Raw genomic sequence first — 14,941 nt, 5'->3', positions numbered from 1 at the left:
AGCGAGGCGTTCTCGCTCGAGACGGTCGCGAACCAGTACCGACGGCTGTACGAGGAGCTGATCTGAATGCGCATCGGATTCTTCACGGACAGTTACTTTCCCGAGATCGACGGCGTCACGTACACGATCAAACTCTGGCGCGAACAGCTCGAGCGCGAGGGCCACGAGGTCTACGTCGTCTACCCCGACGGCGACTACGACCCCGGCGACCGCGAGATCCCCGTCAGGTCGGTCTCGAACCCCTTCTACCCGGGCTACCGCATCCCGATCGGCAAGCGTCCCTCCACGCTTCCCGACCTCGACGTCGTCCACTGTCACGGTCCCGCCACGGTCGGCCTCCTCGGGCGGTACTACGCCCGCAAGCACGACCTGCCCGCGATCTACACCCACCACACCCCGCTCGAGGAGTACGTCCACCAGAACGTCGCGTTCGAGTCCGTCGCCGACGCGCTCGGGCGCGCCTACGTTCCCCTCGAGACGGCGTTCCTGCGGAGCTTCGACGTCGTGACCGCCTCGACCGAACGCATCGACCGCGACGTCGAACACGTCCCCCTGCCCGTCGGCATCGACATGGAGTTCTTCCGGCCGACCGACGCCGACTGGTACCCCGACCGCACGGTGATCGGCTACAGCGGCCGACTCAGCATGGAGAAAAACGTCGACGAGATCCTCCGCGTCGCCGACNCCGACTGGTACCCCGACCGCACGGTGATCGGCTACAGCGGCCGACTCAGCATGGAGAAAAACGTCGACGAGATCCTCCGCGTCGCCGACACCCTCCCCGAGTACGACTTCGCGATCGTCGGCGACGGTCCCTTCCGCGAGCGCCTCGAGCGGGAGGCGCCCGACAACGTCGAGATCCGGGGGTTCCTGCCCCGCGAGGAGCTGCCGACGTTTTACTCCTCGCTCGACGTCTTCGTCACGGCGTCGACGGCCGACACGCTCGGGCTGTCGACGCTCGAGGCCAACGCCTGCGGAACGCCGGTGGCCGCGACCGACGCGGCCCCGTTCGACCGCACGATCGGCCCCGACAACGGCGAGCGCTTCGCCTACGGCGACCTCGAGGGGATGAGCGACGCGATCGAGTCGTGTCTGGCGGGGTCGCGGGAGACGCGGGCAGCGGTCGAACGCTACGACGTCGAGCGCACGCTGTCGCACCTCGAGTCGCTCTACCGGGGAGCCCGATCGTCGGCGGAGGTGCCGACGGCGAGCGACGACGAGTGGGGCTTCGGCGGCGAACCCCGGGAGTTCGGCGACTGACTGCTCGACGGAGCGAAACGCGGTCTACGATCGAAAGTTCGTCGCGGCCGTCGGGATCTCTTCGAGGACGATCGCGTCCGATCGGCGTCGGTGACAATCAGACGTTTCAAGGTAACTGCCGCTCCAGGTCCGCTATGGACGAGCGAAACAAGCGTGCCCTCCTCGTCGGTGCCTTCGGAACGGTCGCCGTCTTCGCCGTACTGTTTTTCGCCGTCGGGGCACGCGACGTCGTCGATGCGCTGCGCTCGGCCGCGCCCTCGCTGGTCGCCGCCACATTCGTCCTCGCGCTGTGCTGGCTGGCGGCCTGGGGGTTGATGCTCAGGAGCGTGCTCGCCGCACTCGACGTCGACATTTCGGCCCGGAAGGCGTTTTTCGTCTACGCCGGCGCCGTCTTCGCCAACAACGTCACCCCGTTCGGCCAAGCCGGCGGCGAACCCGTCGCCGCCCTGCTCATCTCGAAAGTCTCCGACGCGCGCTACGAGACCGGACTCGCCGGAATCGCGAGCGTCGACGTGCTCAACGTCGTTCCGTCGATCTCGCTGATCCTCGCCGGGGTCGGGTACTACGCGACGACTGCCGCCGTCGGCGATCGGCTCGAGACGGCCGTCGGCTCCGCGGTCGCGCTGATCGCGGCCATCGTCCTCGGGATGGCGCTCGCCTGGCGGTATCGAAACGCCATCGCCGAGCGTCTTCCCGCCGTTCTGGCCTCTCGAATCGGGCGTTTCGGATTCGTACAGTTCGACCCCGAAACGCTCGAGGCGAATATCGCTGGCCGACTGGAGCGGTTCTTCGAGAACATCGAGCGCGTCGCGACCGATCGGTACCGCCTGGCGATGGTGGTCGGGCTCTCGCTTACCGGCTGGCTCTTCCAGGTGGCCGCGCTCACTGCGGCCTTCGCCGCTATCGGCTACAGCGCTCCGCCGTACGTGCTGTTGTTCGTGATCCCGCTCGCCAATCTCGCGGGCGCGGCGCCGCTTCCGGGCGGACTCGGCGGAATCGAGGCCGCGTTCGTGACGCTGCTCGTTCCCACGACCGGGTTCCCGGCGTCGGCGATCACCGCCGCCGTGATCATCTTCCGGGGCGCGATCTACTGGATGCCGGTCCTGATCGGAGGGATCTCGGCCTCGGCGTTCGGCGTCCGCGCGATCGAGTGATCGGCCGGCGTCGACCGAACCGAGCGGTTAATCACCGCTCGTCCCGGACCGTCGGTATCTAGCCGTCATGTACCGGGGAGGTCACGTCGGACTCAACGCCTTGCTTTACGCTCCGTTCCTGCCGCTGGCGAGTCACTACTGGTCGCCGGAGGGGGCAGTGCTCGGCGCGGGGCTCGCCCTCGGGCTGGCGAACCTGCCGGACGTCGACGAATCGGTTTCGCGGCTTCGCCACCGCGGGCCGACGCACACCCTCTGGTTCGCCGTTCTCGTCGGCCTGCTCGCCGGCGCCGGGACCGCGCTGGTCCTTCCCGCGACGCCGGGCGCGCTCCCGTTCGGATTCGTCGTCGGTACCGCAAGCGTTCTCGCCCATCTCGCGGGCGATATCGTGACGCCGATGGGGATCAGCCCGCTCGCGCCGCTGTCGGAAGTCCACGTCACGCTCGACTGGTTCGAGTCCAAGAACCCGCGGATCAACCGGCGGCTGTTCCTGATCGGGTCGACGACACTGCTCGCGTCGCTGGCCGTAACCGTCGCGTTCGCCGCGTCGCTCGAGGTGCCGACGTAGGGGTCGGACCGACATCGACCGGTGGGTCGCGATCCGCGATCGACGAACCACCAACGCTTACGTTCGAGAGGCGCTATCTCCCGTCGATGAAGCTACTGCAACTCGAGTCGGTGCCGTCCTGGCTCGAGTCGCTGTTCGCGTCGGAACTCGCGTTCGCGGTGTTGTTCGGGGTCTGCATCCTCGAGGGAGCCATGCTGTTGCGGTTCATGCCGAGCGAGCTCGTCGTGCCGAGCGCGATGGCGCTGATCGGCGCCTCGATCGCCGACGTCGTCGTCATCGTCGCCGTCGCGGTCGTCGGGACGACGGTCGGCCAGTTCCTGCTGTTCCGACTCGTGCGTCGGGCCGGCCGGGAGTACGTCGTTCGAAAGCGGTGGTTCCCGCTGACCGAGTCGCGACTCGAGCGCCTCGACGGCTGGTTCGACCGCTGGGGCGGGATCGCCGTCGCCGGGAGCAACACGATGCTGTTCGTCCGCGGGCTGTGTACCGTTCCGGCGGGGCTCTCGGAGATGGACGATCGAACGTTTCTCGCCCTCTCGGCGCTGGGTTCGCTCTCCTTCCAGTCGATCCTCGCCGGCCTGTACCTCCTCGGGGGCCACCTCTTGGTCTTCTGAAACCCCCCGTCACCCGTTCCGCCGGTGGACCGGCGACCGGAACCTGACGCCGGCGTCGTGGAGCCGCCACCTGATCTCGAGGCCGACCCACGTCAGCCCGGTCAGCAGGGCGACGCCGACGGCGGCGAACTCGGCCGATCCCATCCAGATCGGACTCGCGAAGAGGAGCCCGTTGTAGATCCGATGGGGAAGGGCGTTCTCGATGAACCCGCCCAGGGAATCGAGCGGGTCGAACTCGAACCCGCCGCCGGCGCCTCCGCCTTCGTCGTCCTCGGTCCGGGACTCGAGGCCGAGTTCGGCTGCGCTCCGGCCGCCCTCGCTCTCCTCGCCGGTCTCGAGGCGCTCGGCTTCGTAGGGCAGGGTCGAGCCGACCTCCCAGACGATATCGCCCGAGGCGTCGACCTCCATCACGCGGTTGCCGTGTGAGTCGGCGATCAGCGTGTTCCCGTTGGGAAGCCGATCGGCGTCGCGGGGCCACTGTATCTGGTCGTCTTCCCACTGCCAGCTGCGGTTCCACTCGCCGTCCGCGCCGCCCTCTCGCTGGAACTCCTGGACGCGGCCGTTCTCGGAGTCGGCGACGACGACGGCCGGACCGCCCTGGGACGCGGGGATGTAGTCGGGATTGTGCTGCTCGTACTGGACGTCGTAGTCGTTCTCGCTCCCGAGGGTCCACTCGTCGACCAGCCCTTCGTCCTGATCGATGAAGACGACCTGATCCTGGTTGCGCAGACTGACCATGATCCGGCCGTCGTTGGGATCGTCCTCGGCCTCGATGTACGAGACGTCGTTGATGTGGGCCCAGTCTCCGGGGTACGGGCCGCCGCCGTCGAGCGGGAAGTCGCTTTGGGCGTCCCAGAGCCACTCGACGACCTCCGTCTCGGTGTTCACGACGAACACCTGGTCGGCGACGATGTCGGCGATCGCGACGTGGGTTTCGTTGAGCCGCGTCGAGTCGTGCCACTCGCCGGCCGTCTCCTTGTGGTCGTAGCGCTCGTAGAGTACCTCGACCTCGCCGGTCTCCAGATCGACCCGCTCGAGGACGTTTCTCGCACACGGCGGGGCGTTGCAGGTCGGCCCCTCGGAGTGGATCGTGTCCGTCGCGGTGTACTCGACCGTCGTCGGATCGCCCTCGACGGGATCGGCGTCGAAGTACTTCGTTCGCGAGTTGTTGTAGTACTCGACCTCGCCGTCGGGGCCGTAGACGGTGATCGTCCCCGCGCGTCCGGACTCGGTGATCATGGTGTGATTCTCCGTCTCCGGAGCGACCGGCATCTCCTCCTCGGACGCCGTGGAGAGTTCGTCGCTCGAGGCCGCGGCGACGAGCGCGCCGGCGGAGAGAAGAAGCACGGCGACGAACGCGATTCTGAGTCGGTTCCGCGAGAGCACCGACCGAATTCGGGTAAGCGGCGATGTATCTGTCACTGTTCTATCACCATCGGCTGTCGCAACGTCGGCTGGGGACCCATTAGGTACCGTTTTTCAGGCGAGTTATTAGTGTTTTTTCTAAACGGAACGTGACGCGAGTCTGCGCAACCGGATAGTCAAGGAAGTTATATGTAGGGCGATCTGGAGGCGGCGACTCGAGTCGCACCGACGGCGACGCGACGACTCAGCGCAGGAACCCGAGCAGTTCGTAGTCGTGGTCGGGTTCGTACCGACGGAACAGCAGGCTGTTCGACAGCACGGAGACGCTCGAGAACGCCATCGCCGCGGCGGCCAACACCGGCTGGAGTAGTCCGAGCGACGCCAGCGGGATGAGCGTCGTGTTGTACCCGAGCGCCCACACGAGGTTCTGCTTGATCTTCCGGAGGGTCGCGTCGGAGATGCGGATCGCCTTCACCACGTCGATCGGATCGTCCCGCATCAGGGTCACGTCGGCGGCCTCGATGGCGACGTCGGTTCCGCTCCCGATCGCGGTCCCGACGTGGGCGACCGCGAGCGCGGGCGCGTCGTTAACGCCGTCGCCGACCATCATCGCCTGCCGGCCCTCCGCCTGGATCGCCTCGACCGCGTCGGACTTGTCCTCGGGGAGGACCTCGGCGCGAACGTTCTCGGGGTCGATACCGACCCGTTCGGCGACGGCGCGGGCGGTCCGCTCGTTGTCGCCCGTGATCATCATCACGTCGATGCCGCGCTCGCGGAGCGCGCCGACCGCCTCCGCGGCGCCGTCCTTGACGGTGTCGGCGTCGGCGACCACGCCCACGAGCTCGCCCTCGTCCGCCCCGGCCGGCCGGCGGGCGACGAGCATCGCCGTCTTGCCCTCGTTCTCGAGTCGTTCCATCGTCTCCACGGCGGGCGAGGGATCGATCCCCTCGTCCCGCAGCAGTTTGCGGTTCCCGACGAGCACCTCGTCGCCGTCGACAGTGGCGCGGACACCGTGGCCCGGCACGTTCTCGAAACCGTCCGGGTCGACGACGTCGAGACCGCGCTCCTCGGCACCCTCGACGATCGCCCGGGCGAGCGGATGTTCGCTGCCGCGCTCGGCCGACGCGGCGAGCCGGAGCACGTCGTCCTCGTCGAGTCGGTCGCTGCTGACAGCGGCGCTCTCGGCCGCTGCCGTTCCGCCGTCGGCCACCGGTTGCTCGCCGTCGACGGCGACGACGTCGGTCAGCTCCATCTCGCCCTCGGTGAGCGTCCCCGTCTTGTCGAAGACGACCGTGTCGACGTCTTTCGCGCGCTCGAGGATGTCGCCGCCTTTGAAGAGGACGCCGTTTTGCGCGCCGATGGCGGTCCCGACCATGGTCGCCGCGGGCGTCGCCAGCCCGAGCGCGCAGGGACAGGCGATCAGCACCGCCGAGGCGAAGACGACGACCGCGAACTCGAAGACCGAGACGCTTCCGCCCGCCGGTGCCGGGCCGCCGGCGACCTGGCCCCACAGCGGGAGCCAGTCGACGAAGCCGGCCAGCGCCTCGGGGAACAGGAACCAGACGGTCCCCCAGAACAGGGCGTTGGCGATGACGGCGGGGACGAAGTACGCCGAGATACGGTCGGCGAGGTTCTGGATCTCCGGCTGGCGGGACTGGGCTTCCTTGACCGTTCGGACGATCCCCTGGAGTGCCGTGTCCTCGCCGACCTTCGTCGCCTCCACGACCAACACGCCGTTCTCGTTGATCGTCGAACCGACGACCTCGTCGCCGGCCTCCTTCTCGACGGGAACGGACTCGCCGGTTACCATCGACTCGTCGACCGCCGATTGCCCGTCGACGACGACCCCGTCGGTCGGGACCTTCTCGCCGGGCCGGACCTTCATCCGGTCGCCGACCTCGACGTCCTCGAGGGAAATCTCGCGTTCGGTGCCGTCCTCCTCGACGATCGTGGCCGTCTCGGCCTCCATCTCGAGGAGCGTTCGCAAGGCGTCGCCGGCCTGGCCCTTCGAGCGGGCCTCGAGGTAGTTCCCGAGCGTGATGAACACGAGGATCAGCGCCGCGGTGTCGAAGTAGGTCTCCCCGGCGATCAGCCCGAGCAGGACGGCGACGCTGTAGAGGTACGCCGTCGACGACCCCAGCGCGATCAGGACGTCCATGTTCGCCCGGCCGTTCTTCACGAGCGCCTTGTAGGAGTTCTCGTAGAACGGCCGTCCGAGGACGAGCTGGACGGGCGTCGCGAGCAGGAAGCCGATCCACTCGAACTCGAGGCCGAAGACCGCGTCGGGGAAGACGGTCCCGCCCAGAAGGAACCGGTCGGCCAGGAAGAACAGGAACGGCGCCGACAGGACCGCCCCGAACAGCGTCAGCCGGAGCTGCTTGTCGATTTCCTCTCGACGGGCGGCGTCGCGCCGCTCGCGGTCCGATTCCGCGGCCCCGTCGTCGTCGCGGATCGGCGTGTAGCCGGCCTCCTCGACCGCGTCGTAGAGCGCCGACCGGGAGACGTCGGCCGGGTTGTACTCGACCTGGGCCTCGTCGGTCGCGTAGTTGGCCTCCGCGTCGACGACCCCGGGAACCAACTCGAGTGCCTCCTCGTTGGTGTCGGCACAGTTCGCACACGTCATGTCGGCGATTCCGACCGAGACGGTGGCGGATTCGGCACGGTAGCCCGCATCGTCGATCGCCCCGTAGATCTCGGCGAGCGATACCTCGCCCGGGTCGTACTCGACGGATCCCTCGTCGGTGGCGAAGTTGACGTCGGCCTCCGAGACGCCGTCGAGGGCTTCCACGGCCTCGGTCACCGACTGCGAGCAGTTCGCACAGCTCATCCCTCGGATCTCGAGGCGGGTAGTTCGCTGACTCATTGTGTACCCGTAGGGGATCGACGTTTACCTCCGTTTTCGATAGCGATCCAAAGCCGACCCGGTCCGTTACTTTCGAAACCGAAGGGATTCACGCCCCCTCCTCGAGGCGGTCGTAGCGCTCCTCGAACCGGCTCCGACAGGAGGGGCAACAGAAGTGATACAGGTCGCCGTCGACGGTCGCCGACTCGCCCTCGCTGTCGACGGTGTTGCCACACTCGGCGCAGGTGAGCGCGAACTCGGCGCCGTCGAGCGAGGGGTGCCACTCGACGTCGTCGATCAGCGTCACCGCGTACTCGACGCCGTCGACGTCGCCGACCAGCCCGTCGAGCCACCGGCGGACGTTCCGGAGCTGCGCCCGCGCGTAGAACCAGATCTCGGCGTCCGCGGTGACGAACACGTGCTCGACCGCGTCGGCGTCACCGATCCGCGCCTCGAGTTCGTCGACGGCTCCGGTCACGCCCGACACCCGGACGAACACCGGAACGCCGGCCCGGAGCTGCGAGCGGTCGACGTCGACAGTAAAACGCTTGATAACGCCCGCCTCCCGAAGTCGCTGTACCCGGTCCGAGACGGCCGGGCCGGAGAGCCCGACCTCCTCGGCGATGTCGCTGTACGGTCGCCTGGCGTCCTCGCCGAGCAGCCGCAGGATCGCCATGTCCGTTTCGTCGAGGTCTCGCATGGGCGGCCGTACGTCTCGAGTCGGGATATACCTCCGGAACGGCTTTGGAATCGAAAGTGAGGCGGCCGACCGACTACGGATTCGAGGTCCGCAATCGACGGTGAGCGAGTCCGGGGGACCGACGGCGGCGCGCTCGAACGACCCTCGACCGGCGATCCGAACGGGTGAGGACGACGCGGGGTATACGGACGGCTCGCCTCACCGTACCGGATTCGGTCGGAACGTCTCGAGGAGAGGATCGGCCGTTCGCGGCGGTGGCCAGCTTCGTTCGTCGCGTCTACTCCGATTCTCCTTCGACGCGCTTTCGTCCACGTTCGTTGCTTCTATCGGCGAGTTCCTGAACATCGTGCTCGCTGAGTTCGCTCTCACTGGTGAGCTCGTTCAGTATTTCGAGTGCCTCGATCTTCTGAAATCTCATCCAGCCGTTAGTGCGTCGAGAAGCGCTTAGAGGGGATTTTAGGAGCCTCTTGTCTCCTTATATCACGACACACCATGATAAACAACCGTTTGTTTTCCGTGATAAAGAGGTGCGACCTAACAAGGCCGTATTCGTGATTGGGAGAGTGTGCTAATTGGTACGGTGGCTCCAGAGAGAGCGTAGACAACCAAGCCCTTCGCACGAAACCGTTCCTTCTATATACTGTTTTCCGAGTCTCGTGATACGATACTTCCCGCGTTCGGCTTTCGTAACGAAGCCGCGAGACTCCAATTCGACTAACCGACGGTTCACTTCCTCTCGACTGTAGTGAATGTTGTACGCGATGATGGCCGGTGTCAGAACGAGATCCTTCGAGTGGAAGAGATCAAGGATTGCGTCATCAACGGGAAGCATCCACTCGTCTACCTGGCGAACCTGTGTGGGATCTTGGAGCAAAAGATCGGCCCAGGCTTCCTGACGCAAATCGTTTTTAACCGGGCTATATAAACCGATCACGACGAGCACCGACGCGATACCGTGTACCCAGTGCACTACCGTGGGAACAGCAGTTCCGCCAGCGGGCCACCGATGAGAAACAACAGTATTCCGGAGATCGTCAACAGCAAATAGCGGTGGTAGTCAACGACAGTCGGTCTGAAAAAGAGGAAGTACAATAATCCGATCCCCGTGACAGCGCCTACTGTGAGATTGTATACGGCAAACGGTGGGAATTCAACCACGGAGCATCAACTCCCTGAAACACTCTGTTGAATTTGCTCGTGCGTGGCGATCACTAGCAACAGGAAAATTGCGACGACGGTGTGCATCGCACTCCGGAGTGTATCGAGAAAGACCGATTCGCCGCCGGCGATGATCAAGAAGACGTGATAGAGGATCACTCCAGCAAGCGTCAGTGTGAGTAGTGTGATTACCGTCCCGAACGGCGATTCACGGAGGATACCCCAGAGAAGGAGGGACAGTACGCCGGCTGCTGTTCCGCCGATGATGGCGAACAGGATGCTCGCCGTTTGCAGCGACGCATCAATCATATCGGAGCGTAGGATAGGGTGCGTCTTCAACTCCGCTGCCTGCAGCCGAAAGCAAACTCAGAGTCGCAGATTACTGCGATCTACGCGGTTTGAACGGAGAGATAGCGGGTTACCAGCACTGTTTCGGGTATAAAACACTAGATTGTGCCCCATCTCATTGGTTGTCCCTATTCGGCTGAACGATGTTACCGCCGCCTCACTAATTATTCTCTCGGCTTGGGTTGACGATAATAAAGTCGGGTCGTGCCGACCGGTGATATGCGATGGCGCTAACCCAGATTGACCACATGGACGACGAAATGGCGGAGTGTACGGACAATTGCTTCGAAGCGGTACAGGCCTGCGAGTGGTGTGCCGACGAGTGTCTCGACCACGGCGAGGAGATGGCGCGCTGTATCCGCCTCTGTCGGGACGTCGCCGATATCACGGCGCTACACGCTCGCTTTATGGCCCGAAATTCCGGGTATCACGCTGACCTCGCGGAGACGTGCGCAGACGCCTGTGAAGAGTGCGCCGACGAGTGTGAGCAGTTCGATCACGAACACTGTCAGGTGTGTGCTGACGTGCTGCGCGAGTGCGCCGAGAGTTGCCGGAACATGGCTTCGGCATAACGGTCCTGACTACCGCGGTTCGTGGCTTCACGACTGACCATCTTTCGGGCGGAATCACACGAACACTGGACGATGGGGATGATAACGAGGGTCACAGCTGGCGGCAACGTTGTACTCGGAGGATGGCTGATCGCGGTTCCGTTCGTTTTCGGAGCGACAGGAGTCCGCCGCTGGAACGATGTACTCGTTGGACTCGTAGTCGTTCTCGTCGCCGGCTACAACTACAGCAGATCCGTTAGACGACGACCGTTGAGCAGGACCGGGGCTGGCCTCGTTACAATCCTCGGTACCTGGCTCGTCATCGAGCCATTCATATTCGGTTTCGTGGGTCCCGAACTGTGGCACAACGTTGTCTGGGGGACCATCGTAGCGAGTTTCGGGAGCTACAACGCATACGTTGCGACTCTCGTTGGGCAGACCCAACCTTTGCAGATGGCTACGGAGTAATATGCACAATTTAGCAGTATTATGTAAGTAATCGTTATGTTTCACCAACACATGGATCACCTTGGCCGATGTTTCAGTATTTAAACGCTCATGAATAACCACGATCACAATCGATCAACGGACGACGAAAATCCACCTGGAAACCGTCCTAACCGCGACCACCGGTCCACTGTCGATGGCGAGCCAGACAACACCGACGGAAAATCAGAACCTCAAGTGGAACAGTCGCTGGTCGAGGAGAAGGCTACGGACGCTGACGAGGCCGAACGAACGATCGAAGACGAGCACGAACACCGAATGGACCACGAGGGCGATGGTCACGATCACGGTGGAATGCACGAGGGCCACGAAGCGATGTTCCGCCGTCGGTTTTTCATCTCGACGCTGCTCTCGATTCCGGTTCTCCTCTACAGCGAGATGCTCCAGGAGTGGCTGGGGTTTTCCGTTCCAGCGTTTCCCGGAAGTGAGTGGATCAATCCGGTTTTCGCGGTAATCGTCTTCGGGTACGGTGGTGTTCCGTTCCTCCGAATGGCCGTCCCCGAACTGCGCAATCGATCACCGGGGATGATGACGCTCATCTCGATGGCGATCTCAGTCGCGTTCGTCTATAGCCTGGCGAGCGTCGTCCTGCCGACCCAATCGGCGTTCTTCTGGGAACTCGTCACCCTGATCGACATCATGCTGTTGGGCCACTGGATCGAAATGCGATCGGTTCGGCGAGCACAGAGTGCGCTCGACGAGCTGGCACAGCTCATGCCCGACACCGCCGAAAGAATCACCGATGACGCTGACAGCGCCGAACGCGGTTCGGCTGGCCATTCGGGAGCCGCTGCCGAAAAAACCGAAGAGGTCCCGGTGGGCGACCTTTCCGAAGGAGATCTCGTCCTCGTCCGTCCCGGTACCAGCGTCCCTGCAGACGGCGTCGTTGAGGAGGGTGATTCGGACGTGAACGAGTCGATGATCACCGGCGAGTCGATGCCAGTTTCGAAAGAGCCGGGCGACGAGGTGATCGGCGGGACCATCAACGGTGACGGGAGTCTCCGTGTTCGCATCGAAGCGACGGGCGAGGAGACGACTCTTGCGGGAATCATGCGTCTCGTCGAAGAAGCACAAGGGAGCAAGTCGCAGACGCAAGTGCTTGCTGACCGAGCTGCCGGCTGGTTATTCTACGTCGCCGTCGCGGCAGCGGCCGTGACTGCCGTCGGGTGGACGGTCGCCGTGTCGTTCGACGCGGCGGTCATCGAGCGAGTCGTCACCGTCCTCGTGATCGCGTGTCCACACGCACTCGGCCTCGCCATTCCGCTCGTAGTTGCGATCAACACCTCGCTGGCGGCCCGAAACGGGATGTTGGTGCGGGACCGCATCGCAATGGAAGAAGCACGGAACCTGGACGCGATCATCTTCGACAAGACGGGAACGCTCACCGAAGGCGAACACGGTGTCGTCGGTACAGAGACCGTGAGCAGTATCGACGAGGAGGAGGCGCTGGCGCTGGCGGCTGCAGTCGAGGGTGACTCGGAACACATGATTGCCCGCGCTATCCGCGAAGCGGCTGCTGAACGCGGTGTTAGCGTTCCCGAATCGGAGGACTTCGAAGCGATGAAAGGTCGGGGAGTTCGCGCGCGGATTACGGGTGACGAGGTTTATGTCGGCGGTCCAAACCTCCTGACTCACCTTGATATCGATGTCCGGTCGGATCTGCAGCGGTTCGCTGATGAGGCCGGCGAAAACGGACAGACTGTCGTGTACGTCGTTCGAAATGAGGAGCCGATCGCTGCCTTCGCTATGGCGGACGTGATCCGGGACGAGAGCTACCGAGTCGTCGAAGCGCTCCACGAACTCGATATCGAAGTGGCGATGCTGACCGGCGACTCGAGGGATGTGGCCGATGCAGTGGCCAATGAACTGGGAATCGATACGGTGTTCGCGGAGGTACTGCCCGAAGACAAAGACGAGAAGGTCCAAGAGCTACAGAACCAAGGTAAGTTCGTGGCGATGGTCGGCGACGGCGTCAACGACGCGCCCGCGCTGACTCGAGCCAACGTCGGGATCGCCATTGGAAGTGGGACGGACGTCGCCGTTCAGTCTGCAGACGTCATCCTCGTGCAGAACAACCCGATGGACGTTGCCCGTCTCGTGAAGCTGAGCAAGGCGAGTTACCGGAAGATGCAAGAAAACATCGTCTGGGCTGCCGGGTACAACGTCTTCGCAATCCCGCTCGCGGCGGGTGTTCTCGCGCCGATCGGGATCTTACTATCGCCAGCAGTCGGAGCGCTCCTGATGTCACTCAGTACGGTTATCGTCGCAATCAACGCACAGCTACTCCGCCGCGTCGATCTTTCCCTTTCGAGTGTGCCGGGCATGCCAACCGCTCCAGACGCACAACCGGCCGACTAAAATGGACGTCTACCGACAGCAAGTAAGCCGTCACATCACTCAGCAAGCGAAATGAACCGCATATACCTCGCCCTCGGCGTTTTTCTTCTCGTCGGAACCGTAATCGACCTTCTCTGGACGACGCTCTGGGTCGAAGGCGGCGCTGGTCCAATTACGTCTCGGTTGATGGTGTGGACGTGGCGATCACTACGATGGGTCGGCGCCCAAAACTCACGGCTGCTCAGCCTTTCAGGACCGCTGATCTTCGTGCTGACCCTCGCGGTATGGATTGTGCTAATCTGGAGCGGATGGACGCTTATTTTCGCCGGGGCCGAGAACATCCTCATCGATACACTCAACCGCGGTTCGGTGTCGTGGACCGACCGGATCTATTTCGTCGGATACACGGTTTTCACGTTAGGTATCGGTGATTTTGCTCCACGGGAAGGTCTCTGGCAGCTTATCACGATACTCGCAACGAGCAGCGGATTGCTCTTCGTAACGCTTGGCGTTACGTATACACTGTCAGTACTCGATGCAGTCACCCAGAAGCGTGCGTTCGCCACCAACGTGAGCGGGTTCGGAATGCGAAGCGAGGAAATCGTTCGGACTGCTTGGAACGGCGAGGAATTTCAGGGGCTTGATCTGCCGTTGAACACCGTCGTAACACAGCTTTCGACCCTAACAGAAAATCACAACGCGTACCCGGTGCTTCATTACTTTCACAGCGCTCAGCGGAAGCAATCCCCCGCCGTGGAAATCACGGCACTCGATGAGGCGTTGACGCTCATCCGATTCGGCGTGCCGGAACCACATCGACCGAACGAGATCTTTGTCCGAAACACCCGCAATAGTATCGAAAACTACCTCGAAACGCTTCACGAGAACTTCGTCGAGCCTGCTGACGGTTCTCCTCCCACACCGGATCTAGGAACACTCCGTGAAGCGGGTATTCCAACCGTGTCGGACGAAGAGTTCCAAACCTGTCTTGATGGCCTTGATAAACGCCGGCGGTTACTACTCGGATTGGTCGAATCCGACGTTCGGCAGTGGCCTACACAGGGAACCGATTGATAGCTGTGACAGGGAAGAAAACGCGTCTTGGTGATCCCGTGAGGTGGGACCTGTCCCGCTGGTTCATTACTCATGTACACCTACTTTCAATATGGTACCCGATGATCCCCTGACTCGGACGGCCGTGATCGTCGTCGCCGCACTCCTACTACTGCCGATCCTGATGATGATACTAATGATGCCGATGATGGGACTGTGGGGTTGGGGCCACATGTGGAACGGTACTGGGGCCGCTTGGATGTGGCTTCTAATGGGTCTCATTCCCTTGCTCGTATTCCTCGGGTTCGGATACCTTCTGTACAGGGCGGTTCGGCAACCCAGTGCCATCGGCCGAGATACTGCGCTCGAAGAGTTACGAGTTGCATACGCTCGTGGTGAGATCTCGGACGAAGAGTTCGAGAAACGTCGCAAGCGTCTGGAGGACGAAACGTAACTGTTACGTTTGATTTGGAACGCATCCAATAAGAAA

Annotated in this window: 14 protein-coding genes; 10 read left to right on the top strand and 4 right to left on the bottom strand. The window is 63.3% G+C overall.

Features of this window, described 5'->3' with window-relative positions; translation table 11 throughout:
• The first annotated feature begins 66 nt into the window (after positions 1–66).
• From C492_RS06680 to C492_RS06665, 4 genes are all read left to right on the top strand, one after another.
• Entirely contained in the window at positions 67–1,260 is a 1,194-nt protein-coding gene (locus C492_RS06680) for a glycosyltransferase (RefSeq protein WP_008421653.1), read from the top strand.
• Positions 1,261–1,394: 134 nt separating this feature from the next.
• The gene (locus C492_RS06675; protein WP_008421652.1) at positions 1,395–2,414 is read left to right on the top strand and encodes a lysylphosphatidylglycerol synthase transmembrane domain-containing protein; all 1,020 of its coding nucleotides are present in this window, start codon (positions 1,395–1,397) and stop codon (positions 2,412–2,414) included.
• Positions 2,415–2,481: 67 nt separating this feature from the next.
• Positions 2,482–2,979: a metal-dependent hydrolase gene (locus C492_RS06670; protein ID WP_008421651.1), complete on the top strand. Its 498-nt coding sequence runs from the start codon at positions 2,482–2,484 to the stop codon at positions 2,977–2,979.
• An 86-nt stretch (positions 2,980–3,065) separates the two neighbouring features.
• Positions 3,066–3,590 (top strand): DedA family protein, encoded by a 525-nt coding sequence (locus C492_RS06665; RefSeq protein WP_008421650.1) that lies wholly within the window; start codon positions 3,066–3,068, stop codon positions 3,588–3,590.
• Positions 3,591–3,599: 9 nt separating this feature from the next.
• Here C492_RS06665 and C492_RS06660 read toward each other — a convergent pair whose 3' ends face one another.
• The 3 genes from C492_RS06660 to C492_RS06650 form a co-directional block, all read right to left on the bottom strand.
• Positions 3,600–4,976, bottom strand: a complete 1,377-nt coding sequence (locus C492_RS06660; protein ID WP_008421649.1) for an aryl-sulfate sulfotransferase — start codon at positions 4,974–4,976, stop codon at positions 3,600–3,602.
• 223 nt (positions 4,977–5,199) lie between these two features.
• Complete coding sequence (locus C492_RS06655; protein WP_008421648.1) at positions 5,200–7,818, bottom strand: heavy metal translocating P-type ATPase; 2,619 nt, start codon at positions 7,816–7,818, stop codon at positions 5,200–5,202.
• An 88-nt stretch (positions 7,819–7,906) separates the two neighbouring features.
• A complete protein-coding gene (locus C492_RS06650) occupies positions 7,907–8,497 on the bottom strand; it encodes an AsnC family transcriptional regulator (RefSeq protein WP_008421647.1) in 591 nt (196 codons plus the stop codon).
• A gap of 100 nt (positions 8,498–8,597) precedes the next feature.
• Here C492_RS06650 and C492_RS24855 point away from each other — a divergent pair, with 100 nt between their 5' ends.
• A complete protein-coding gene (locus tag C492_RS24855; protein WP_160166967.1) occupies positions 8,598–8,945 on the top strand; it encodes a hypothetical protein in 348 nt (115 codons plus the stop codon).
• Positions 8,946–9,661: 716 nt separating this feature from the next.
• Here C492_RS24855 and C492_RS06640 read toward each other — a convergent pair.
• The gene (locus C492_RS06640; protein ID WP_008421642.1) at positions 9,662–9,964 is read right to left on the bottom strand and encodes a hypothetical protein; all 303 of its coding nucleotides are present in this window, start codon (positions 9,962–9,964) and stop codon (positions 9,662–9,664) included.
• A gap of 263 nt (positions 9,965–10,227) precedes the next feature.
• Between C492_RS06640 and C492_RS06635 the strand changes: the two genes are divergently transcribed.
• From C492_RS06635 to C492_RS06615, 5 genes are all read left to right on the top strand, one after another.
• Complete coding sequence (locus C492_RS06635; RefSeq protein WP_008421640.1) at positions 10,228–10,575, top strand: four-helix bundle copper-binding protein; 348 nt, start codon at positions 10,228–10,230, stop codon at positions 10,573–10,575.
• Between the two features lie 72 nt (positions 10,576–10,647).
• A complete protein-coding gene (locus C492_RS06630; RefSeq protein ID WP_008421639.1) occupies positions 10,648–11,022 on the top strand; it encodes an SPW repeat domain-containing protein in 375 nt (124 codons plus the stop codon).
• A gap of 90 nt (positions 11,023–11,112) precedes the next feature.
• A complete protein-coding gene (locus C492_RS06625; RefSeq protein ID WP_449289495.1) occupies positions 11,113–13,419 on the top strand; it encodes a heavy metal translocating P-type ATPase in 2,307 nt (768 codons plus the stop codon).
• A 51-nt stretch (positions 13,420–13,470) separates the two neighbouring features.
• Positions 13,471–14,472, top strand: coding sequence for a potassium channel family protein (locus C492_RS06620; RefSeq protein WP_008421634.1), 1,002 nt, complete (start codon positions 13,471–13,473; stop codon positions 14,470–14,472).
• A 91-nt stretch (positions 14,473–14,563) separates the two neighbouring features.
• Positions 14,564–14,905 carry an SHOCT domain-containing protein gene (locus tag C492_RS06615; protein ID WP_008421633.1) on the top strand — a complete coding sequence of 114 codons (342 nt, stop codon included), beginning with the start codon at positions 14,564–14,566 and terminating at the stop codon, positions 14,903–14,905.
• Positions 14,906–14,941: the final 36 nt, after the last annotated feature.

The sequence above is a fragment of the Natronococcus jeotgali DSM 18795 genome (assembly GCF_000337695.1).
Taxonomy (GTDB): Archaea; Halobacteriota; Halobacteria; order Halobacteriales; family Natrialbaceae; genus Natronococcus; species Natronococcus jeotgali.
Note: the sequence above shows the minus strand (reverse complement) of the source record. Positions and strands in the feature narration are given on the sequence as shown.